This is a genomic window from Haloarchaeobius marinus, from assembly GCF_051207415.1.
Lineage (GTDB): Archaea > Halobacteriota > Halobacteria > Halobacteriales > Natrialbaceae > Haloarchaeobius.
The window spans coordinates 1-20680 of sequence record NZ_JBPKGD010000010.1; the positions used below are offsets into that span (position 1 = coordinate 1).

Here is a 20680-nt window from a genome sequence, read left to right on the forward strand (position 1 = left end):
CCCGTGCCGGACTCGAACTCGGCCGGCGGCCTGGTGTAACCGCGACGGGGCACGTGTGAAACGACGGGTAGGGGTATGGGCGTCCGCAGGTGGATGGCGGGTCACAGGATGGGAGTGGTCGAAGCGGAAGCGAACCCGTTCGGTCAGGCTGTTGCAGTCGAGGTTGCAGTCGTCCTGGTCGACGAGATGTCACCGTGCCAGTGATGCAATCGGTGGGTGTAGTGGTTCGACGCACCGCCACCTCGGACACGGATTGCGTCGCGCGATCACTGCAGGCCCTCGAGCCTCCCACCACGCTGGTGGTCCAGGCGACCGTCATCGGGATACAACGATAGCCAGCTGGCTCTGCTGAAATCCTCCATCGATGATAGGTTACTGAGGGCGTGCTGAATAGAGCGCGCGAATGTGGCACAGACCGAGAGGCGATCTGCGAGGGATAGTGGTTGGACTTATACATGCAGGCGGTGTAGTATCTTTGTATGCCTGAAGAAGTCCTGTTCAAATCCGAGAGCGGCCAGACCCGAGAAGAAATCGCGTCGTATCTTCGTAGTGTCGCTGATAAACTCGAACAAGGAGAAGCAGTCACTCTGAAATCCGGTTCCCAGTCCGTGACGATGGAGCCGCCCGCCCGCCCGACGTTTGAGGTCAAAGCCGAACGCGAGGGGCCGACAGACGGACCTGGCGAATTGAGTATCGAGTTCGAACTCGAATGGGCCGAGAACGGCAATGGGGAGGACAGTGGGAGCGGCCAGTTGGAAATCGAGTGAGAAATTCACAGCTCTATTGAGCAGTTGATTCACCTGCTTCGGCGTGAAACAAACAGTGCCGGCGTGCTGGATTCATCCTCTATATCTTGCGCACCAGTTCTGTCAGTTGTTGAGAGGTTCAACGGATTCAGTGGTCTGTCTTGGACGGTGTCCCGCAGTTAGCATACGGTGAGTCGGTCGATGGGGTCGAACGCGCTGGCGTAGAGGTCGAGGATGCGGTCGGCGATCTCGAGGGAGCGCTCCGAGCTCGAGTCGGCACCGCAGCGGGATGCGCACCGGATGTGCTCGTAGCCAGTGACCGAGGGTTCGATTTGGACGCGGCTGCCGCAGCGGGGGCACTGGAGGTCGACGAACGATAGCAGCCACGTGCTCCAGTAGCCCGTTCGGGCGAGGCGTTCGGCGAGTGCGTACCACGCCCAGACGTCCAGGGGGTCTTCGCGTTTCAGCTGGTAGAGCGCGGTCCCTGCGGCGCGGACGACGTCGTCCGGTGGATTGCGGCCGGCGTGGGCGCGTCGGTAGCAGCGTTCGAAGTACTGCTGGAGCGCTACTCGCGAGCTCTTTCGTTCGCCGTTGGTGAGTTCGCCGGTGCCGTCGATGGACGCGCGTGTCGGTGCGTTCAGCGGGGTCGGGTAGTGCTGGTCGTCCGAGAGCGGTGCGCCGGTGGACGGGCTGAACGCGTGCGGGGCTTTCATCGTGGTGGTAGAAGAGACGGCTGGCTGTGCGGTCCCCGTCATCCCGGTGGGTCGGGCGACCGAGTGCAAGCTTGTCGTCGAGAGCAGCCACGGGAGTTGTAACAAAAAGGCTATCCGTACCCCCCGTGCGCGACGGCGGAGAATACCACGACATCGGCCGCTACTCAACAACCTGATACTCGACCATCCGCTGGTCGTGCGGGTGCGGCCTCGTCTCGACCACGCCGACGTCCCGTAGCCGCTCGAGCGCGCGCCGAATCGTGCGATCCGCGAGCTGTGTGCGACCCCGGAGATCGCTCACCGAGCACGGGCCAGCCTGGGCGAGGACGAGGTAGACGAGCTTCGGTGCTGGCGAGAGATCGGCCACGGTCGGGTTCGTGATGCGGGTCATAGGGAAATCACTTGAATCGAGGGTGTCATGGGGTAGTCGTCAGAGTGGGGTGTGTCATGGCTATACCCGAGGCTATTCGACCGGCTCGCGACGGGGGCAAGCAGCGGCCGCTCAGGGTGGCCCGCCACCTGGATCACCGGCACTTTGCCAGTCCCACGTCGTGGTCGAGGTGGTGTCACCCCCGTTTGTGGGTGCCGAACCGGGGGTCTCGTCAACCGTGGGGGTCGAAATCGCCAACGCCCACGTATAGGAGTCCAATACGTGGTCGTTGGTGGTCGGCTGGACGTCGACGAGGCCCTGCTGTGGGACGCCGTTGTCCGAGTACAGCGTCGCTCCGTGGGGTCCAGCGTCGTCGAACGCACTGACGGTGCCCTCCTCAGCGAGCCGTCGAAGCGTCGTGCGGACGTGTTCTTTCGAGCACTCGACTTCGTCGGCGAGTTCGCGAGCGGTGGCGGTACCGGGCTGGTCGCGAAGCGCCTGGACGATGTCGCGTTGCAGTTGGGAGAACACCCACTGGATGCCGGGGACGTGTATGTCGGCGAACCCTGGGGGCATGGCGTCGGTGCGGACGAACACGGTGGCGGTACTCTCGGGGTCGTCGGGGTTGCGGGCGTAGCGGCCAGCGGCTTGGGCGGTGTGGTTCTCGCGAACACTGGCGAGAATCTCCGTGGCGGTGTCGGCGTCGTCCCCGACGAACCCGCGGCCGTGGACGCGCTCAAGTTCGCCGTCGACCTCCCGTGTTTCCGGTTTGGCGTCGAGGTCGAGTTCGGCGAGCAGGTCGAGGACGTAGTCGTCGCCGGGGTCGATGCAGCCCTCGACGAGTCCGATGTCTTCGTGGGCGAAGTCGTTCCTCGACTTTTCGTTCCCGTACGAGATGAGTTCGGGACGCTGGCAGCCGGCGTCACTCATAATCTGGCCGAGATGGTCTTTGACAGCCTTTGTCGTCAGACCGGTTCGGAATCGGTTGCCGCCGTACTCGTCGACGAGGTGTTCGCAGAGGGTGCGGGCCTGGTCTTCGTTGAAGTACTCGCCGCTGGCGAGCGGGCGGGTTGCGTCGCCGACCTGAACGACGCGGAGCCCGCGTTCGTACCGCCGCCAGAGCTGGCGCTGCTCGGGGTCGAGCACCTGCCGAGTCTGAATGTACGGGACGGTGTTCACACTCCAGACGGGCTGGCTGGGGTGGGCGTCCAGCCCGACTAGGCTACGGGCTTGACTGAAGTCGGGGCTCGTGCGGACGGTGACGGGTGTGTTGGTGTCGTCGAGGACGACGGTGACCCATTCGCGGTTCCAGCCGTCGTCGTCGCGAACGCCGGCGTCGAGCCGTGGGGGCTCGTAGGGGGTCTTCCCGACGCGTCTGTTGTTGCCGCGGTCTTCGGCGTGGAAGATCGCCCGTGCGAGCGCGGGAGCGAGGGTGTGAGCGTCGGGGTTGTTGAAGTACCAGTCACGGTCGGGCTCGTGGTTGAGGGTGTCTTGGAGTCGCTCGCGTTCGTGTGCGGCGTCGGTCTGCCAGCCGTCGTGGCGGGACAGACTGATGAAGGCTTCCCAGGTCGACACGGGTGCGTTGGCGTCCTGGAGGTAGGCGGCGACGGCGCGCTCGATGCGCTCTTTCGAGAGGTCGGCGGTGAAGCTGGGTTCTTCGTCGATGATGACGTTCGAGCGCATGCGGAGCCCGGGGACGTGTGCGAAGTTGTGCGTCGCGATGACCGTGCCGAGCTCCGAGCTGGTCTCGGAGTCGCGCAGCGTCCGGAAGGTATCCCACTGCTCGATGGCCGGACAGACCGCGCTCTCACCTTCGACGAAGTCACCTTCGTCTTCGTCGTACGTGGTCGACGAGCCCTGACAGCAGGGCAGGGTGGTGTCCTGGTCGTTGTGGTCTTCGAGGTGGCGATGCACCGCGCTGAACGCGAGGCCTTTGCCCTCGCACATCTCGCTGATCCACTCGGATGCCGGCGTGCCGTTCATCGTGACGGGCTGGCGGTCGCTCTCCCTGCACTCCTCGGGGTCGTGGTCGCCGCGGGCGACCGGGCAGGCCTCGTCACGCGAGCGCAGCACGAACGGATCGAGGCCAGCATTGTGTGCGGCCTCGATAGCTTCGTCGCGGGCGTCCCGGGTTTTCGAGAGGTGGACGACGGGCTGGCCGCCGGTGACGGCGTCGTACTGGGGGTCGTCCCAGGCCGTCGTCGCGATGGTGTAGCTCTTGCCCAGGCTCGTGGGTGCGTCGACGACGCGGTCGTCGCCTTCGGCCATGACCTGCGTGATCGTCTCGAAGAGCTGGTCACGAGCCTCACGAGTAGTCGGCCACTCCAGCCCACGCTTCTTCGCGTAGCGTCGGCGTTCGCTGGGGTCGAGTGCGTCGAGTTGTGCCAGCGGGAGTGTGCTGACCGGGCTCGAGTTGACGTCCTGGACGGAGTCGATGGCGTCCTCGAGGAGGCCGGGGCCATCGTCGTCGTTGTCCGCGTCGTGGGTGGCGTCGTTGTCTTCGAGGTCGGGGATGGGGAAGCCGAGGTCGCGGAGGTGGTCGATGCCGCGCCACCACGTGTGGCCGGTGACGCCGCCGGCGGCTTGGTCGGGGCGGATGTCGCCGAGGTCGATGGCGGCCATGACGACGGGGCCGCCGTAGCCGCCGTGGTCGCCGGTGTCGAGCCAGCGGTCGCGGTTGACGATGTTCGCCGTCCCGTTCGCTCCGGGCCCCCAGGTGGGGGCGAACGCGCGTTCGCCGTCGCTCGTCGACGCGCTGTCGTTCCAGCGGTGGACGATGGTGCGGTCGGCGACGTGGCGGGCGTCGATGCGGTCGAGCGCCGCGAAGATGTCCCGAATGTCCGTGGTGGTCTCACCGGCCTCGGTCGCCTGGGGTTCGTACTCGTCGAGGTCGTAGTCGTCGCGAGCCGTCGGGATGTCTTCGCGTGCGCGATTACGATTACGAGTGGCGACTTCGTCGTTGGCCTCCAGGAGGGGGTCAATGACGTCGTCGTTCCACTCGTGGACGTCCTCGGGTGTGCCGGGGACGTGGTCGCCGGTCATGACGCAGACGCGCTTGCCGGGGTAGATCTCGATGCTGGGCAGGTCGTCGTTCCCGCCCCACGGGTCCTCGTCGAGTTGCCAGCTGGCCTGTTTCACGCCGTCGGGGAGGTCGCCTTTGTAGATGGCGTGGACGCCAGTACCGGACTGGGAGATGTCGGCGTACGTCGAGCCGAGATGTTCGAGGAGGGCGATGAACGCAGGGTGAACTTCGCCGGTGTCGGGGCAACGGACGTCGTCGCCGTCGACGTACGCGTACGGGTCGTCGTCGCGTTGGATGAACGCACGGCCGTCGAGGCGGTGGTCGTCCTCCGCGATCGCGATGGTGTCGCCGTCGACGTAGTTGTCGGTGATGCCCCACTTCCAGCGAGCGTCCTCGTCTCCATCGGCGTCCGGATGGTCGCGGTCGCTCCAGGGAGCGAACGGCTTCTTGTCGACGTGACCCATCCACTGTCGGCGCTCGAGAAGTTCAGAGGGCCACAGACTTTGGGGGGATGAGAACCTTGCGTTGGCCAGACTATGCCACTGGTTCTGTGTGGGTCTCGGTTGCTGTGGCCCGTGACCGCAGTGGCAATTTCTACCACCCTTATTTATATTTTTAGATTTTGACCGTTCACCAGTACAAATTTCTGTGATGGCGGCTGGATTTGCATCGAGTGCGCCAGCAATCTGGGCCAGGCTGGCGTCGGGGTGGTCCTCGAGGTAGCGTTCGACCTGCTCGTCGAGCGGGAGCTCGCCACTCACACCGACCACCCCCAGTCCTCGAACGTCGTCTGGCCGTCCGCATCCGAGTCGAGGTCGGGAACAGGAACGTTCTCGGTGGTTTCCTCCCCTTCGGGTTCGGCGGGCGTGCAGTAGACGGTGTCGTCGTCGTCGAGCTCGGGGCGCTCGGTGATGGACTGCCAGGTGTAGTCCAGCGCTGGACCGTCGTACGAACGCCCGGTCACGCCGGGACACCCCCGTTCTGGGGACCGTCACAGTCAGCGCTCGCTATTGGGGTTTGTGGTGTGTCAGGAGTGTGGTCCTGGGTTGTGACCCCGGGATGTTCGGGGGCAAAAACCGGGAGGAAAATGAAGCGTCGAGAGGCCTCGATAGGCCCCCTACGGCACAGATATTCGTTAACTCGAACCGAACATCTGGCGCATCATCGGGTGCATCTCCATGAGTTGCTCCTCGGCGATCTCCTCGTACAGCTTGTACGTGATGGAGACCGTCAGCAGCAGCCCGGTCCCGGTGACGCCCCCGACGGTGCCGAGCATGTTCGCCATGACGGCGAGCAGGCCGACGAGTGCGCCGCCGATGACGGTGACCTGCGGGATGTACCGCTCCATCACCTTCTCGATGACGCCGACGTTCTGTCGGAAGCCGGGGATCTGCATCCCGGAGTTCTGGATCTGCCGTGCGGTCGACGCCGGACCCATGTCGGTCGTCTCGACCCAGAAGATGGCAAAGAGCGCGCCGCCCGCGATCATGAACGTCAGGTCGACCCCGACGCGTGCGAGGACGTGGATGATGCCGTCCTGGGCGGCGACCGTGCTCGCCGTCCCGGTGCTCCACCACATCCAGTCGCCGGGCGTCTGGATGGGCGCGAGGTAGTAGAACAGGCCGCCGATGGCCTGTCCGTTGTTGTTGTACTGGACGAGCCAGCCCGGGGCGGCCCCGATGCTGCTGAGGCCGCGACCGAGGAACTGGATGTTCGCCTGTAGCGCGCGAACGAGGATCATCGGCAGGACGCTCGCGTAGATGAGCTTCACGGGGAAGCGACCGCGTGCGCCCTTGACGCGGGCGTGACTCAGCGGAATCTCGACCCGGACGCTCTCCGCGTAGACGACGATGGAGAAGATGATGAGCGTCGTCGCGAGCGCGATGAGCTGTCCCTGCGTGCCGAGGAGGCTCGCCAGTCCGGACTGGGTGAACACGTTGATGGCAGCGTTGCCGACGAGGATGTCGAACCAGCTGCGGAACATGTCGATGAACCCGGTGACGAGTCGCTGGCTCACGCCGGCGATGATGAACAGGCCGATACCCGAGCCGACGCCCCACTTGCTCACGATCTCGTCCATGAACAGGATGAGGACGCCGCCCATGAATACCTGGGCGAAGATGAGCCACTGGGCCGCACTCGACGCGTTGGCGGGGCCGACGAATCCGGCGAGCGTCTCCTGAGCGCCGGGGTCGATGGGAAGGATGCCCGACGAGAGGAAGACCATCGGGACGGCCGTCAGCACGACCATCACGAGCACGAGCAGCTTCTGGAGGCCCTGGTAGAGTACCTGGTCACGCGGGTCGTTGGTGTCCAGTCCGAGCAGGTTCGCACCGCCGAGCAGTTGCAGGACGATGCTCGCAGTGACGATCGGGCCGATACCGAGATGCAGTATCGAACGGTTCGCCCCGGCCAGAATCGAACGGAACTGACCGAAGGCGTCGCCACCTCCACCTGCCCCGACCTCGACGGTCCCGTAGACGGTGACCGTCGTGAGGAAGAAGTACAGTACCAGAATCCCGCCGGTCCATCCCAGCTTGCGCTTGAACGGGACGTGACCTTCGGGTCGCTGGACTGCGGGCATCCGCGTGAGCACCGGTTCGGCTGCCTCCTTCCATCCCATGCTTATTCCTCGTCAGTATCCGGGTCTTGAGTGTTTTCCGGTTCCGCTTCCTCGGCGCGCTCGGTCAGGACCGCTTCGCCGCCGGCCTCCTCGATGAGACCGCGGGCGCTCGCGCTGAACGCGTCGGCGTGAACTTCGAGTTCGTTGCGGACCTGGCCGGTGCCGAGGACCTTCACGACGTCCGCCTCGTAGCCGTCGTCGACGACGTCGCGGGCGTCGATGACGTAGCGGTCGCCGTCCTCCTCCGCGAGGTCGTCGGCGACGTAGAGGACAGCGTCCTCGTCGAGCGTCTGGACGTTGACCTCGACGACGTCGTCCTGAACGTCCTGCGGGCGCTTGAACCCGTGTTTGCCGAGCGGTTCGTAGTTGTGGAACTCGTGCTTGTCGCGACCAGCACGGCCGCGGCCACCGCGGTTGCCGGCCCCACGACGGTTCTTGTGGGTCCCGCCACCGTGCGTGCGCGAGCCGCGCTGGCGTCGTTTCTTGCTCGTCATTGTTATCGCATCTGCTTGAGGAGTCCGTCGATCTCCTCGGTCGTGTGCTTGCCGAGCTCGCCACCCTCCTTGGTCGGGTGCTTGATGCCGTCGTGACCCTTCCGCGGGGGGTGCAGGCGCAGGACCGGGGAGATGCCCTGCTCCTGCAGGGTCGTCTCCTCGGACAGCAGCGCCTCGGCGAGGCTCTCGATACCGTCGTAGTCCGTGTTGTCCGCGACCCACTCGTCGTCGAGCGCGTCGCCGGTCTCCTCGACCTCGCCGCGCTTGCGGAGCACCGTCGCCAGGACGTCCTGGCTGGGCTCGCCCATCGCGACGTAGTCGTTGACCTTCGTCAACATGCCACGGTAGCTGTCGGTCTCCGGGACGAGCGTGGCGTGGTTCACGCGGTGGATGTTGAGCATCTTCAGCGTGTCGCCGATGTCGCCGGACATGTCGACCTCACCGCGAAGCTGGACGACTGCCTGCATCACTCTGCCACCCCCTCTGCGCTATGGGTTCGCGTCCGACGCGACTGCGAGGCGTTCTCGAGCGCGTTGAACGTCGCCTTGGCGAAGTTGACGGTGGTCCGGGTGTTGCCGTAGCTCTTCGTCCAGGCGTCCTCGATGCCGGCGAGTTCGAGGACGTGGCGGACGGTGTCGGAGGCCGCGAGTCCCAGCCCGAGCGGGGCGGGGATGAGTTCGACCTCGACGGAGCCGGCCTTGCCGGACGTCCGGTGGGTCAGCGAGTGCGGCTTCGTGCTCCGGTCCTCCCAGGACCCCGAGCCCCGGGGGACTTCGATGATGTTCAGCTTCGCGATGCCGATGGCCTTCTGGATGGCCGCCCCGACCTGGTCGTCACGGCCCTCGGCGTACCCGACGTACCCGTCGCGGTTGCCGATGGCGACGACGCAGCGGAACTTCACGCGTCGGCCGGAGTCGGTCATGCGCTGGACCATGTTGATGTCCAGCACCTCGTCCTCGAGTCCCGGCAGCAGCTGGTCAGTGACTTCCGGTTCCTTCAGCGGGAGACCGGAGTTGAGGGCTTCCTCCATCGTCTCTATCTCGCCCTCCTGTACCTTCTTGCCGAGCCGTGTGACGGGTTCCCACCCGTCGTTGTAGTTGCTCATGTGTGTTACTCCATCAGGGTCTCGCGCACTTCGTCGAAGTGCTCGGGAAGGTCCGTTGCGTCGAAGTCACCGCTGTACAGCGGTTCGTCGAGTTGCTCTGCGTACTCGGCGATGTGCTCGCCGCGGTTCCGTGGCCAGTCGGCCAGCACGTCCTCGTTGTGCGGGATGTCGAGGCCGGCGTCGATAGCGCCCTCCTGGACGGCGAACACCTTCGAACCGGGCGTCGCCGTGTTGAGGCCGATGTCGAGCACCGCTTCCTCGAGTCCTGCGTCGAGCGCGCGCTTGCCGGCGAGGAGTCCGGTCAGGTAGGCCGCGGGCAGGTTGCCCGTCGGCGCTTCCCAGCCGAAGTCCTGCAGGTCTTCCGACGTCGCACTCGCGAGCGTCTGGTCGCCTTGCGGGCCGGGGGATATCAGCTGCGCCGTGACGTGCCTGTTGCTCTTGCGGGCAACGAGCCGTGGCTTGCCGGATTTCAGCAGGCGCAACCTCTGGTGGTAATCCGTCCGGACCTCGCGGCGACGACGCATCGGAACCTTGTATCGTGGTCCTGTCGCCATTATTGGTCACCGTAGTTGTTGTCGATGTAGTTCAGCAGGTACTGGACGCTCCGGAACTCGCCGCCACGAGCCTTGTTGTAGAGCTCGCGGTACTGAGTGCGATCGATCTCGCCCTCGGCACGGAGTTCGTGGAGCTTCTTTCGCTGCGCGCGAATCCGCTGTTGCCACTCCTTCTTCGGGTCGGAGCGCGCGCCCTTCTTGCCCTTGCGCTTGCCCGGGCCCTTCTGGTGGCCGTAGGCGCGCTTGGCCTTCCGTTCGCGGGAGCGACCCTTGGAGTTGCCTCGCTTCTCTGCTGCTCGGATGGTACCCTCGTCGACCAGTTCGCGGATGTCCTCCCGGGTGATCGCTTCCGAGATGTCGGACTGGGCGTCGGGGTCGAACCAGACGCGGTTCTGTCCGACGTCGAGGACGTCCGCGGCCAGTCGCTTCTGGGCGGACAGATCAGTCATCTGTTTCCACCTCGACTTCGACGTAGGTCGGGTTCAGCACCCGAATCTCGTTCTCTTCTGCACGTTCCTCGATGCGCTCGCGCTTGCGAGCGCCGACCTTCGAGGCGATGCGGACGGCCTGCGTGTCGCCGTCGACGCCCTCGAGGTCGTCCACGTTGTGGACGCGGACCTCCTCGAAGCCGGACGGGTGCTTGCCGCGCACCGCCTTCGGCGTCCGGAAGCCGGCCTCGACTTTCGGGCCCTTGCCCTTGATGCCGCGGCGCTGCTTGGACAGGCCACCGGTCGGTCGACGCCACGATTCGGGCGTCCGCTTCTTCTTGTGGTAGTCCTGTCGGTTGAACTGCGGCTTGCCGACGCGACGGCGCTGGGCGAGCAGACGCTCGTGCTCCTCGGAGAGCTCGGGCGTCTTGTCCGCCAGCCCGCGCGGGCGCAGTTCGGTCTCGACTTCCTCGGCGGCCTCCGCTTCGGCCTCCGCCTCCTCGCTCTCGATCTCGGCCTCGGTCTCCTCGGTGACCTCGAGGTCACCGACGTCGGCCTTGATACGGGCGGCGAGCGCGTTCCCGATGCCCTCGACCTCCGCGAGGTCGGACTGCGACGCTGCCTTCACGTCGTCGACGGTCTCGTAGCCGGCGGCGCGAAGCGCCTCGGCCTTCGACTCGCCGACGCCACTGATGTCGTCGAGTTCCTGTGGTTCGTCTGCCATACGTTAGGCACCTCCCTTCGCGGGTTTCTTGGTGATGTAGACGCCGTCCTGGAAGACTCGCGTGTCCTTCCCGCTGACACGGGTCAACTGCTCGATGTCGGCGGCGGTCTGTCCGACGGCCTCCTTGTCCGGGCCGGTGAGGACCAGTTCCTCGCCGTCGACCCGCACGTCGGTGTCGCCGTGGATAGTCGTTCGTCGCGGTGCTTTCTCGCCGAGGAAGTTCTCGATGACGACGTCCGTGCCGTCGACTTCGACCTTCATCGGGAAGTGAGAGTAGAAGACCTCCATCTCGTACTCCCAGCCCTCCGTCACGCCGTGAATCATGTTCTCGACGTGACTCTCGAAGGTGCCGACGGTCGCGTTCGTCTTCGCGTCCGACGCGTCGGACTCGACGACGACCGCGTCGTCCTCGACGCTCACGCTGATGTCGGGGTACCAGAGTCGGCGCGTGACCGACCCGTTGGGACCCTCGACGGTGAGGTCGAGATGGTCCATCTCGGCTGTTACCTCGTCCGGAATGTCCAGTTCTACTCGCATGGTTCTAGTACACGTATGCGATAACCTGGCCACCGATGCCCTGCTCGCGCGCCTCGTAGTGGCTCATGACGCCGTGACTCGTCGTCACGATGAGCGCACCGTAGTCGCGTGCCGGCAGGAACCGCTTCTCCCAGGTCTCGTACTCGTCGGTCGAGACCGAGTATCGCGGTTTGACGGGGCCACATTCGTTTATCGCACCTTTCAGTTCGACCTCGAACCGACCGGACTTGCCGTCGTCGACGAACTCGAAGCCGTCGATGTACCCGCGGTCGTAGAAGACCTCGAGGACGCTTCCGATCTCGTTCGAAGCGGGCTCTACCTCGTGCGTGAGATGCCCGACGCTCTCGGCGTTGTTCAACCCCGAGAGCGCGTTGCTGAATGGGTCGTTGCCTGTCATTGTTATCGGTACTTTTTGAAGCCCATGTCGCGGGCGATCTCTCGGAAGCACTGCCGACAGAGCCAGATGTCGTACTTGCCAACGAGGCCCTGCTTGCGGCCACAGCGCTGGCACTCCTCCATCTGACCGGTCCGCTTTGCGGCGTGCTCGCCGGTGTCTTGTTCTTCGCTTTCACTCATCCTGAGTCACCTCGACGTCGAAGTTCGCCTCGACGAACGTCGCCGCGTCCTCCGAGTTGAGACGGTGTTTCGACGGAATCTGCCGGGAGTGCTTGTCTCGCTTCGCCACCCGGTACCCCGGACGGACGAGGTTGACCGTGACGTCCAGTCCGAAGATACCGACGTTCGGGTCGTACTCCTGGGACGGGAACTCCGTGTGTTCCTCGACGCCGAAGCTGAAGTTCCCGGTCTCGTCGAACTGGCTCGCCGAGAGGTCGACGAGCGCGAGCGAGGTCTCCAGGAACTCGACGGCGTCGTCGCCGCGGAGCGTGACCTTCGCGCCGATGGGGTCGCCCTGCCGGATGCCGAAGTCCGGCATCGTCGACTTGGCGAGCGTGCGGACCGACTGCTGGCCCGTGATCTCTTCGAGGATGTTCTCGGCGTTCTGGAGTTCGCGGCCGCCCTCGCCGACGCCCATGTGGACGACGACCTTCTCGATGGACGGTTCGCGCATCTCGTGGAACTCTGCTTCCGACATCAGTCGTCACCTCCGACGAAGTTCTCGTCGATGACGACGACGTACTCCTCGATGGTCTCGAAGCCGCCGTCGTCCTGCGTGACGACGACGGTGTTCGAACCGGACCCGGGGGTCACGTCGATGGACTCGATCTCGCCGATCTCACCGGCGTGGCTGCCGGCGATGGCCGTGACGAGCGCGCCCTCCTCGTACGGGAAGTGGGCGACGATGTCGGTCCCCTCGTTGGAGACGACGAGCGAGTCCTTCGCGCTGTACTCCGAGGCGTCGTCGAGCTGGAGCGTCTGCCCGTCGTGCAGTGCGAGCTGCGTCGCACCGCCGCGGACCTGCTGCTTGCCCTCGATCTTGCCCAGTTTGGAGTCCGCCGCGTCCTCGTCGATGGGGGTCAGCGAGAGCCGACCACCCTCGTCGGGGAAGACGCGGTAGAACTCGCCGCGCTCGGTGAACGCGACGATGTCGAACATACCGACCGGGCGCTGTTCGTCGGAGACCGCCTTGCCGTTGATCAGGACGGTGCCCTGGTTGAGGGCGTAGCGGGCCTCCTTCTTCGAGTCGACGTAGCCCAGCACGTCCCGCAGGATGATGACCAGCGGGACGCCTGCCTCACCGTGCGGGCCGGCGTCGGCCTTCACGGTGAACTTCTCGGTCTTTCGCTCGACCGGCCAGGACTTCGGAACGGAGAGTCGCTTCTGGTGCTTGGTCATTCGTCATCACCTTCCAGACGCGCGACCCGCGCCTCGTCTTCGAGGTCGAGGTCGGTCAGACGGACGTTCGAGGGTTCGAGACGGCGGGGAACCTCCTCGCCGTCCGCGGTCTCGAGCGTGACGTCCTCGACGGCGATGGTCGCGGACTTGAGGTCGACGTCGATGACCTCGCCCTCCTCGCCCGCGAAATCGCCGCGCATGACCTCGACCGTGTCGCCCGCGTTGATGCGGGTGCGACGGCGGCCGTACTCCTCGCGGAGGTCCTCGGACAGCGTCGCGTTGACCTGCTTCGCCTTCTCGTGCAGGGGTGCGCGGTCTGCTCGGGTGCGCTGTTTGCGTGGTTGTCGTGTCATACTATCATCGTAGCCGTGGATGCGATGCTTCCGAATCGCTCTGCGACCTCGCGCGCGATGGGGCCCTTGATCTCCGAGCCCTGCGGTTCCTCGTTCTCGTTGATGAGGACGGCCGCGTTGTCTTCGAACTTCACGCGCGTCCCGTCGGGCCGGCGGATGGGCTTTCGCTGACGGATGATGACTGCCTCCTTGACCTGGCGACGCTCTTCGGGCGTCCCCTTGGTCACCGAGACGGTCACCTTGTCACCGAGCCCAGCCTTGGGGTGACGGTTCTTGGTGCCGTGGTAGCCGGAGACGGAGATGACCTTCACCTCGCGTGCGCCGGTGTTGTCGGAACACACCAGCAGGGACCCCTTCTCGAGGCCCTGGGTGACGTCGGCCTTCAGGGCCTCCATCAGGCGTCACCTCCGGCTGATTCGGTTATCTCGACGACCACGTGCGATTTCGTCTTCGACAGTGGTCGGCACTCTGCTATCTTGACCGTGTCGCCGACGGCGGGGTCGAGCACGCCCGGCACGTGTGCCGGGATGCGCGAGCGACGCTTCATGTACCGGTCGTATTTCGGTACGTGAACGTCGTACTCCCGCTCGACGACGATGGTCTTCTCCATGTCCGTCGAGACGACCTCACCCTCGAGGGTCTGCCCTCGAACGGAGAGTTCGCCGTAGAACGGACACTTCTCGTAGTCGTAGGTCTCCGGGTCGTCAGGTTCCGGAGGGGTTGTTACGTCAAGTCCTATCGCCATTTCGAATCACCTGTCGTTTCGGTGCGCAATGCAGGTCGTGAGAGCAGTCTGGCTCCATCCACCGTAACGTAGGCGGCGTCGTCGCCGGTAGGGTGGTCCGGTTCCGACGCCGTCCCCGACTCCTTCGCGGAATCGGCGGATTCATCTGTGAGCCTGAACTGGAACGTCGAGCCTCGTTTGGGCACCTGGCGCACCCGAGCGTCCCCGCCGTCCGAACCGTCGCCGTCGGCGGCCGGGTCGACGTAGAGCGTGTTCGTCGTCTCGACGACGACACGCCCCGCTATCCCGACGAGGTCGGGGTTGGGTGCGTCGACCACGACCACCCACAGGCCGTTGAGTTCGTGTCGCGGGAGCGTCTCGGGTGTCAGCGCCATCGTTGCTATTCCTCGTCCTCGAAGTCGCCTTCTTCCTGCTGGATCGTCTTGATCCGCGCGATGGTCTTGCGGATCTCGCCGATGCGGCCCGGGTTCTCCGGGGCACCACCGGCGGCCTGCACTGCCTTCGCGTTGAGCAGTTCCGTCTCGAGTTCGTCGAGTTCCTCCTCGCGCTCGCGCTCGGTGAGGTCTCGAATCTCGTTGGGTCGAAGTATCGCCATGGATCACTCCTCCTCCTCGTCGTCTTCGGCGTCTTCGGCGTCCATCTCCTCGACCATCGCGGCGGCCTCTTGCTCGACGGCCTCGTCGAGTTCCTCGAGTTCCTCCTCGATGTCCTCGTCGCCACCGGCGACCTCGACGTCTTCGTCCTCGACCTCCTCGGTCGTCTCCTCGACGACCTCTTCGACGACCTCTTCGACGACTTCCTCGTCGGCGGTCTCGGCCTCGGCCTCCGCTTCGGCCTCGGCAGCCTCCTCGCGGAGCTCCTCGAGTTCCTCCTCCTCGGGTTCTTCGAGGAGTTCCTCGACGGACTCGTTGGCCTCGACGGCCTCGGGGGCGAGTTCTTCGACGTCGGCGTCCTCGTAGATCTCGAAGTCGTCCGGCAGTTCGGCCTCCGGCGGGATGATCTTCACCGTCACGCCGATGGTACCGAGTTTCATCACGGCGACGCCCTGTCCCTCGTCGACGATGGTCTCGGCGGGTTCGCCGTTGTGCTTGATGTAGCCGTCGTTGAACTTCTCGACGCGCGAGCGAGCGCCGGTGACCTTGCCCGAGAGGACGATCTCGGCGCCGAGGGCGCCCGCGTCCATGATGCGTTCGAGCGTGGTGTGACCGGCCTTCCGGAAGTACCAGCCGCGCTCGAGGGCGTTGGCCAGGCGGTCCGCGACGATGCGGGCGTTGAGGTCCGGCTCGTCGACCTCCTGGACGTCTATCTGCGGGTCGTCCAGGTCGAATCGCTCTTCGAGCTGTGTGGTTACCTTCCGGATGTTCTCGCCGCCTTTCCCGATGACCATCCCGGGTTTCTCGGCCTTGAGCACGATCTGCGTGCCCATGGGCGTCTTGGCGACGTCCATGCCGCCGTAGCCGGCGCGGCCGAGTTCCTCGGCGAAGAACTCGTCTATCTGGGACTTCTGGAGTCCGTCTTCGATGAACTGGTGTTCGTCTGCCATTAGTCTTCGACCTCCTCTACGATGAGTTCGACGTCGACCTGCGGCGTGTTCCACGCGGACGCACGCCCCATCGCGCGGGGCTTGCGACCGGGGGACTCGCCGACCTTGTGGGCGGCGACGTGGACGATCTCCATCGTCTCACCGTCGAAGCCCTGGTGGTCCGCGTTGGCCTGGACGTTGTCCAGCAGTTCGATGAACGCCTTCGACGCCTTCTCTGGGTAGCGACCGGCGTCCCAGCCGTCGATGTCGCTGCGGTGGCCGACGCCGCTGTTGTGCTGTTTGAAGGGGACCGACCGCTCGCCGGCGACGACCGCTTCGAGGTACTCTCGTGCCTCGCCGACGGTCTCGCCCTTGATGGCGCGAGCGATGGCCTTGCTGTGCTTGTGGCTCATGTGACGCTCCCGGAGCATGCCCTTGGCCGTCGTGTCCGGGTCCGCGTCGACGCTGTAGTTGATTCCCATTCTGTTCACCTCACTTCAGTGGCACGAACTTCGAGGAGCGCGTCGCGCCGATACCCGCCTGGCCGTGTGTGACCGACGAGCGAGTCAGCTTGAACTCCCCGAGATAGTGACCGATCATCTCGGGTTCGACCTTCACGCGCTCGAACTCCTGGCCCGTGTAGATGGAGAACGTCAGGCCGACGAACTCCGGGAGCACGGGCATGTCGCGCAGGTGCGTCCGGATCGGGTCGTTTGCCGTCTCCTGTTCGGTCCTGTCGCTCGCCTTCTCGAGCAACTTCTCCTTCTCGACGGAGAGACCGCGTTCGATACTTCGCCGCTGTCGGGCGGGGAGCAGTGCCGCGACTTCGTCCAGGTCCATGTCCTGCAACTCGTCGAGCGTGTGGCCACGGTAGGTGAACTCACCTTCGCGGCCGGTTCGGTACTCAGAACTCATTTGTTACCACCTCGGCCGGTACGCCGGGAGGCGATGTCGCCCACCTTCCGACCCGGCGGGGCGTCCCGCGAGACGGACTTCGGACGACCGGGGTGCTGGCGGCCACCGCCACCGAACGGGTGGTCGACGGCGTTCATCGCCACGCCACGGACGTTCGGCCACTTGGTGCCGCGTGCTTTCATCTTGTGGTACTTCTTTCCAGCCTTGACGAACGGCTTCTCCGTGCGACCGCCACCCGCGACCACGCCGATGGTGGCACGGCACTGCGGGTCGAGTCGCTTCATCTCGCCGCTCGGGAGCTGGACGACCGCGGCCTCGCGGTCGTGGGTGATGAGGTCGGCGCTCGTCCCCGAGGCACGGGCGAACTTGCCGCCGTCGCCGGGCTGGCGCTCGATGTTACACACCGGAACGCCCTCCGGAATCTCGGCCAGCGGGAGCGTGTTCCCTGGCGCGATCTCGGCGGAGACGCCGACCTGCAGTTCGTCGCCGACGGCGATGCCCTCGGGTGCGAGCACGAGGCGCTGGTCGCCGTCCTCGAACTCGACGGCCACGACCGGTGCGGACCGGGCGGGGTCGTGTTCGATGTCGACGACCGTGCCGCTGACGACGTCCGAGTCTTCGGTCTGCTTGTGCTGGAGGTCAGCCTTGTATCGGTGGCTGGGGGCGCGGAACGTCGGCCCACCGCGGCCACGTCGCTGACCCTGGATTCTGCGTCCCATGTGTCAGAACACCCCGATTCGCGAGGCGAGTTCCTGCGCGTCGTCGTCCTCGGAGAGGCGGACGACCGCTTTCTTGTTGCCGTTCATCGTGTTCTGCGTGTTCACCTTCGCGACGCTGACGTCGAAGCGCTCCTCGACGGCGTCCCGGATCTCGGGCTTGGTCGCGTCCATGTGAACGACGAACTGGAGCTTGTTCTCGAAGTCCATGTCGTTCATCGCCTTCTCGGTGACCAGCGGGAACTTGATGACGGAGCTCATCGGTCTGCCACCTCCTCGACGGCGGATTCGGTGAAGACGGTCAGACGGCCGGGGTGTGCGCCGGGAGCGAGGTCCTCGACGTTCACGTTCGCGGCCGTCGCGACGTCTGCGCCCGCGAGGTTGCGTGCGGCCTTCGACGGGCCGGCCTCGCTGGACGTCACGAACAGCACCGACTTCGGCTGCTTGTACTTGCGGCCACGGGTCTTCCCGCGACCGGCACGGACCGAGCGCCCCTCGTCGGCGCGCTCGACGTCGGCGTACGCGCCGACTGCCTCGAGGAAGGAGACGACCTCCTTCGTCTTCAACAGCTCTTCGAAGTCGTCGCTGACGACGAGCGGCAGGTCGAGGTCGTCGTCGAACGCGTGCCCGCGCTCGGCGACGCGCTCTGCGTCGACGGTCGCCGCGAGGGCGCTCCGGAACGCCTGCTTGCGCTCCTTGTCGTTGACCTGCTCGCCCTGGTTCTTCTCGGCCTTCGGCGGGTGGGCCTTGCGACCCCCGACGGTCTGGGGGACGCGGGCGCCCTGCCCGTTCGACCGCGGCACGTGCGCCATGCCGCGGCCGGAGCCGAACGATTCCGCGGACGTACGCATACCGGCGTACTCGTCCGCTCCGTACTGCTGTTTCCGGTTTGCCTGGGCGGCGTGGACCGAGCGTCGGATGAGGTCCGGGCGGTAGCGCGTCTCGAAGACCTCCGGGAGGTCGAGCGTGTCGGCCTCGCCACCGTCCAGGTCGTAGATGGTTGCCTGCATAGTTTATCCCTGGTTCGATGCTGTGGAGACGAACCGTACCTCGGGGTCGAGGCGCGGCTGGTCGTTCGGTCGGATGGCCGGTCGGAACCGGAGGAGACGCTTGTCCGGACCCGGGAGCGAGCCCTTGACGAGCGTGAACGGGCCGCTGACTTCGCCGTAGTTGACGAAGCCACCGTCCACGTTCACGTCGCCGACGTCCTCTGCGTCACCGATGTCGACGAGACGCTTGTTCAGTTCCGTCCGCTGGTGGTAGCCCATCTGGCCCTGCTGGGGAACCGTCGAGCGAACGCGGCTCGGGTTCCACGGGCCGAGGTTACCGATGCGTCGGCGCCATCCCTGGCGGGCGTGTTTGCCCTTGCGTTTCTGGACGCCCCAGCGCTTGACGGGGCCCTGGGTGCCCTTGCCCTTCGTGACGCCGGAGACGTCGGTGTACTCGCCGGCGCGGAAGGTGTCTTTCATCTCGTGGACGCCGCCGTCCTCGATGAGTTCGAGGCCGAAGTCGACGCGCTCCTGGACGGAGCTCCCGCCGATGCGGGTCTCCATGACGTCGGGCTTCTTCTTCGGCACACCCGCCACGTCGGACGGGACGGTGTGCGTGATAGCCCGAACCTCGTCGACGTCGCCGGCTTCGACGGCGTCGCGGAGTTCGTCGGTGTTGTCTTCGGGGTCCTCGGGAAGGTCCAGGACGCGGTCGAGTTCGTCGTGGAACTCGTCGGTCCAGACTTCCGTCAGCGGACGCTTACCGTAGGGCGTGTCCTCGTACGCTCGCAGGGCGACCGCCCGCATGGGCGGTGTCTCCACGATGGTGACGGGGACGGTCTCCTCCATCCCTTCGCGGGGGGAGTTGGACTCGTCGTTGATCATCACCACGTGGGTCATGCCGGCCTTGTAACCGGCGAACCCCTGCAGCGTCGGCTGTCCGTCGTCGTCCGGCCAGCTGTTGAAGCGCGGAACCTCCGAGGAGGCGCGCTTGCGCGGGCCGAACCCGAGCGAACCTTTGCGTGGTCTGCTTGGTTGTGGCATCGTATCACTCTGTGAGTGTTAGGCAGCCGAGCGTGGCGAACATCGCTTCTTCCGTTCGAACCACCTCGCTGCCCTGGTTCGGAATCGAGTTGAGCCAAAGGTCGAACCCGCCGGCGATGGGTTCGGTGGCGTCCCCGTCCCCGTCGGCCGGTACATCGGCCTCGGGGAATCCGAGTATCGCAGGCAGCCCTCTCTCGGGCGCGCCGAAGGCGACGGTCAGCCCGTCGCCCTCGACCCGTCCGGCCAGGCCCGCGAGTCGCGTCACGGTGAGCGGTTCACCGTGGCGTGACGTCGCGATACGGAACCCGGCGTCCTCACGGCCGAGTGCTGTCTGCAGGTCCATGCGTTCGACCGACAGGCCCGGGATGGGCTCGTCGACCAGTCTCGCACGGACCGGACGTCGCGAAGAGACCCTGACGGTCACGCGCTCCCCCTCGGTGACCCCGTCCATTTCTGGCGGGACCACGAGTGAGATCGGGTGTTGCAAGCCGCAATTGACCCGGACGCGCCTGTCAGGTCCGACCTCGGTCACGATTCCCTGTCTTAACGACCCCGAACCGTCTGATCCGGAGCCGGTCTGTGAAGAGGCGCGGAGCGGCGGCAGGACGCCCGCGTACTCCAGTTCGCCTCGCTGCCCCCACGCCTCGGTTTTGAGGTAGGGGGGCGTTGCCGCGTAGGCGAGTACCGTGTGAACGAACCCGCCGCCCCATCTGCGTTCGCCGTCTTCGTCGGGGAAGACGACGAGTCGGTCCGCCCGGAACACCGTCGCCGCACGGGCGACGTAGCCGAGTTTGCGAGTAGCCTCGCGTTTGTCCTCGGCTTCCCGGACGAGGGACGACGGCACGAGCACGCTGACTGTCATGCCGTGACGCTTCGACGCCTCGTCACTAGACTGTGCCGATGTTATTCCACAGGCGGTTAAAAGGGTGCCGAAATGCGTTCCCGGTTGTGACGCCCCCACACGGCCGTCAGTGGGTGATTCACAGGGGCACAGTTGGTCACCATCTGGCCGGCACTCGTACCCACGGGTCGTGGGTGCAGGTGCGCGTGTGCGATGACTGTACTAGAGGGGAGACGAACCCGTTCCGTGTGGTGGTTTCGCCTGCCGCAGCCCCACCGATTCGGAAGCCTTTTACACGGCCCAGGCGATAGAATCGAATGCGGACAGGCGCTGGTAGTGTAGTGGTATCACGTGACCTTGCCATGGTCACAACCTGGGTTCAAATCCCAGCCAGCGCACTTCTGTCGACGCACCACCGTGAGCAGTCGCTGTGCGACTGCGAACA

The 20680-nt window shown here is 65.6% G+C and carries 29 protein-coding genes, 1 tRNA gene and 1 pseudogene; 2 read left to right on the plus strand and 29 right to left on the minus strand.

Annotated elements, in window-relative coordinates:
• Nucleotides 1-479 precede the first annotated feature (479 nt).
• Complete coding sequence (locus tag ACSC1W_RS20640; protein ID WP_435349733.1) at nucleotides 480-767, plus strand: amphi-Trp domain-containing protein; 288 nt, start codon at nucleotides 480-482, stop codon at nucleotides 765-767.
• Nucleotides 768-925: 158 nt separating this feature from the next.
• Here the strand turns inward: ACSC1W_RS20640 and ACSC1W_RS20645 are convergent, their stop codons facing one another.
• The 29 genes and pseudogenes from ACSC1W_RS20645 to ACSC1W_RS20785 all read right to left on the minus strand — a co-directional run bounded on the left by ACSC1W_RS20645 (nucleotide 926) and on the right by ACSC1W_RS20785 (nucleotide 20256).
• Entirely contained in the window at nucleotides 926-1459 is a 534-nt protein-coding gene (locus ACSC1W_RS20645; protein WP_435349734.1) for a hypothetical protein, read from the minus strand.
• A 160-nt stretch (nucleotides 1460-1619) separates the two neighbouring features.
• The gene (locus tag ACSC1W_RS20650; protein ID WP_435349735.1) at nucleotides 1620-1850 is read right to left on the minus strand and encodes a MarR family transcriptional regulator; all 231 of its coding nucleotides are present in this window, start codon (nucleotides 1848-1850) and stop codon (nucleotides 1620-1622) included.
• Between the two features lie 111 nt (nucleotides 1851-1961).
• Nucleotides 1962-5315 carry a hypothetical protein gene (locus ACSC1W_RS20655; protein WP_435349736.1) on the minus strand — a complete coding sequence of 1118 codons (3354 nt, stop codon included), beginning with the start codon at nucleotides 5313-5315 and terminating at the stop codon, nucleotides 1962-1964.
• Nucleotides 5316-5608: 293 nt separating this feature from the next.
• A complete protein-coding gene (locus tag ACSC1W_RS20660) occupies nucleotides 5609-5815 on the minus strand; it encodes a hypothetical protein (RefSeq protein ID WP_435349737.1) in 207 nt (68 codons plus the stop codon).
• Between the two features lie 171 nt (nucleotides 5816-5986).
• The gene (gene secY, locus ACSC1W_RS20665; protein ID WP_435349738.1) at nucleotides 5987-7474 is read right to left on the minus strand and encodes a preprotein translocase subunit SecY; all 1488 of its coding nucleotides are present in this window, start codon (nucleotides 7472-7474) and stop codon (nucleotides 5987-5989) included.
• 2 nt (nucleotides 7475-7476) lie between these two features.
• Nucleotides 7477-7968: an uL15m family ribosomal protein gene (locus ACSC1W_RS20670; protein WP_435349739.1), complete on the minus strand. Its 492-nt coding sequence runs from the start codon at nucleotides 7966-7968 to the stop codon at nucleotides 7477-7479.
• A gap of 2 nt (nucleotides 7969-7970) precedes the next feature.
• Nucleotides 7971-8435: a 50S ribosomal protein L30 gene (gene rpmD, locus ACSC1W_RS20675; protein ID WP_435349740.1), complete on the minus strand. Its 465-nt coding sequence runs from the start codon at nucleotides 8433-8435 to the stop codon at nucleotides 7971-7973.
• Complete coding sequence (locus tag ACSC1W_RS20680) at nucleotides 8435-9073, minus strand: 30S ribosomal protein S5 (protein ID WP_435349741.1); 639 nt, start codon at nucleotides 9071-9073, stop codon at nucleotides 8435-8437. Before ACSC1W_RS20680 ends, rpmD begins: the two co-directional genes overlap by 1 nt.
• Nucleotides 9074-9078: 5 nt before the next feature.
• Nucleotides 9079-9627, minus strand: coding sequence for a 50S ribosomal protein L18 (locus tag ACSC1W_RS20685; RefSeq protein WP_435349742.1), 549 nt, complete (start codon nucleotides 9625-9627; stop codon nucleotides 9079-9081).
• Nucleotides 9627-10076, minus strand: coding sequence for a 50S ribosomal protein L19e (locus ACSC1W_RS20690; protein WP_435349743.1), 450 nt, complete (start codon nucleotides 10074-10076; stop codon nucleotides 9627-9629). Before ACSC1W_RS20690 ends, ACSC1W_RS20685 begins: the two co-directional genes overlap by 1 nt.
• On the minus strand, nucleotides 10069-10779 hold the full coding sequence (locus ACSC1W_RS20695) for a 50S ribosomal protein L32e (protein ID WP_435349744.1): 711 nt from the start codon (nucleotides 10777-10779) through the stop codon (nucleotides 10069-10071). The genes ACSC1W_RS20690 and ACSC1W_RS20695 overlap by 8 nt, the downstream gene beginning before the upstream one ends.
• A gap of 3 nt (nucleotides 10780-10782) precedes the next feature.
• Nucleotides 10783-11316, minus strand: a complete 534-nt coding sequence (locus tag ACSC1W_RS20700) for a 50S ribosomal protein L6 (RefSeq protein WP_435349745.1) — start codon at nucleotides 11314-11316, stop codon at nucleotides 10783-10785.
• Between the two features lie 4 nt (nucleotides 11317-11320).
• A complete protein-coding gene (locus ACSC1W_RS20705; RefSeq protein WP_435349746.1) occupies nucleotides 11321-11713 on the minus strand; it encodes a 30S ribosomal protein S8 in 393 nt (130 codons plus the stop codon).
• A 2-nt stretch (nucleotides 11714-11715) separates the two neighbouring features.
• Nucleotides 11716-11892: a 30S ribosomal protein S14 gene (locus ACSC1W_RS20710; RefSeq protein WP_435349747.1), complete on the minus strand. Its 177-nt coding sequence runs from the start codon at nucleotides 11890-11892 to the stop codon at nucleotides 11716-11718.
• On the minus strand, nucleotides 11885-12409 hold the full coding sequence (locus ACSC1W_RS20715; protein WP_435349748.1) for a 50S ribosomal protein L5: 525 nt from the start codon (nucleotides 12407-12409) through the stop codon (nucleotides 11885-11887). The genes ACSC1W_RS20710 and ACSC1W_RS20715 overlap by 8 nt, the downstream gene beginning before the upstream one ends.
• Complete coding sequence (locus ACSC1W_RS20720; protein ID WP_435349749.1) at nucleotides 12409-13110, minus strand: 30S ribosomal protein S4e; 702 nt, start codon at nucleotides 13108-13110, stop codon at nucleotides 12409-12411. Before ACSC1W_RS20720 ends, ACSC1W_RS20715 begins: the two co-directional genes overlap by 1 nt.
• Nucleotides 13107-13463 (minus strand): 50S ribosomal protein L24, encoded by a 357-nt coding sequence (rplX, locus tag ACSC1W_RS20725; RefSeq protein WP_435349750.1) that lies wholly within the window; start codon nucleotides 13461-13463, stop codon nucleotides 13107-13109. The genes ACSC1W_RS20720 and rplX overlap by 4 nt, the downstream gene beginning before the upstream one ends.
• Nucleotides 13460-13858: a 50S ribosomal protein L14 gene (locus ACSC1W_RS20730; RefSeq protein WP_435349751.1), complete on the minus strand. Its 399-nt coding sequence runs from the start codon at nucleotides 13856-13858 to the stop codon at nucleotides 13460-13462. The genes rplX and ACSC1W_RS20730 overlap by 4 nt, the downstream gene beginning before the upstream one ends.
• A 14-nt stretch (nucleotides 13859-13872) precedes the next feature.
• Nucleotides 13873-14208: pseudogene (locus ACSC1W_RS20735) on the minus strand (30S ribosomal protein S17); the annotation flags it as partial.
• Nucleotides 14199-14582, minus strand: a complete 384-nt coding sequence (locus ACSC1W_RS20740; protein WP_435349752.1) for a ribonuclease P protein component 1 — start codon at nucleotides 14580-14582, stop codon at nucleotides 14199-14201. The pseudogene ACSC1W_RS20735 and the gene ACSC1W_RS20740, both read right to left, overlap by 10 nt.
• A gap of 5 nt (nucleotides 14583-14587) precedes the next feature.
• The gene (gene rpmC, locus ACSC1W_RS20745; protein WP_435349753.1) at nucleotides 14588-14803 is read right to left on the minus strand and encodes a 50S ribosomal protein L29; all 216 of its coding nucleotides are present in this window, start codon (nucleotides 14801-14803) and stop codon (nucleotides 14588-14590) included.
• A gap of 3 nt (nucleotides 14804-14806) precedes the next feature.
• On the minus strand, nucleotides 14807-15751 hold the full coding sequence (locus ACSC1W_RS20750; protein ID WP_435349754.1) for a 30S ribosomal protein S3: 945 nt from the start codon (nucleotides 15749-15751) through the stop codon (nucleotides 14807-14809).
• The gene (locus tag ACSC1W_RS20755) at nucleotides 15751-16212 is read right to left on the minus strand and encodes a 50S ribosomal protein L22 (RefSeq protein WP_435349755.1); all 462 of its coding nucleotides are present in this window, start codon (nucleotides 16210-16212) and stop codon (nucleotides 15751-15753) included. The genes ACSC1W_RS20750 and ACSC1W_RS20755 overlap by 1 nt, the downstream gene beginning before the upstream one ends.
• 10 nt (nucleotides 16213-16222) lie before the next feature.
• A complete protein-coding gene (locus ACSC1W_RS20760; protein ID WP_435349756.1) occupies nucleotides 16223-16645 on the minus strand; it encodes a 30S ribosomal protein S19 in 423 nt (140 codons plus the stop codon).
• Nucleotides 16642-17364, minus strand: a complete 723-nt coding sequence (locus ACSC1W_RS20765) for a 50S ribosomal protein L2 (RefSeq protein ID WP_435349757.1) — start codon at nucleotides 17362-17364, stop codon at nucleotides 16642-16644. Before ACSC1W_RS20765 ends, ACSC1W_RS20760 begins: the two co-directional genes overlap by 4 nt.
• 3 nt (nucleotides 17365-17367) lie before the next feature.
• Nucleotides 17368-17622 (minus strand): 50S ribosomal protein L23, encoded by a 255-nt coding sequence (locus ACSC1W_RS20770; RefSeq protein WP_435349758.1) that lies wholly within the window; start codon nucleotides 17620-17622, stop codon nucleotides 17368-17370.
• The gene (gene rpl4p / locus ACSC1W_RS20775; RefSeq protein ID WP_435349759.1) at nucleotides 17619-18371 is read right to left on the minus strand and encodes a 50S ribosomal protein L4; all 753 of its coding nucleotides are present in this window, start codon (nucleotides 18369-18371) and stop codon (nucleotides 17619-17621) included. The genes ACSC1W_RS20770 and rpl4p overlap by 4 nt, the downstream gene beginning before the upstream one ends.
• Before the next feature lie 3 nt (nucleotides 18372-18374).
• The gene (locus ACSC1W_RS20780) at nucleotides 18375-19394 is read right to left on the minus strand and encodes a 50S ribosomal protein L3 (RefSeq protein WP_435349760.1); all 1020 of its coding nucleotides are present in this window, start codon (nucleotides 19392-19394) and stop codon (nucleotides 18375-18377) included.
• A 4-nt stretch (nucleotides 19395-19398) separates the two neighbouring features.
• A complete protein-coding gene (locus ACSC1W_RS20785; protein ID WP_435349761.1) occupies nucleotides 19399-20256 on the minus strand; it encodes a putative RNA uridine N3 methyltransferase in 858 nt (285 codons plus the stop codon).
• 306 nt (nucleotides 20257-20562) lie between these two features.
• Here ACSC1W_RS20785 and ACSC1W_RS20790 point away from each other — a divergent pair.
• Nucleotides 20563-20633 (plus strand) — tRNA-Gly (locus tag ACSC1W_RS20790).
• The last annotated feature ends 47 nt before the right edge of the window (nucleotides 20634-20680 follow it).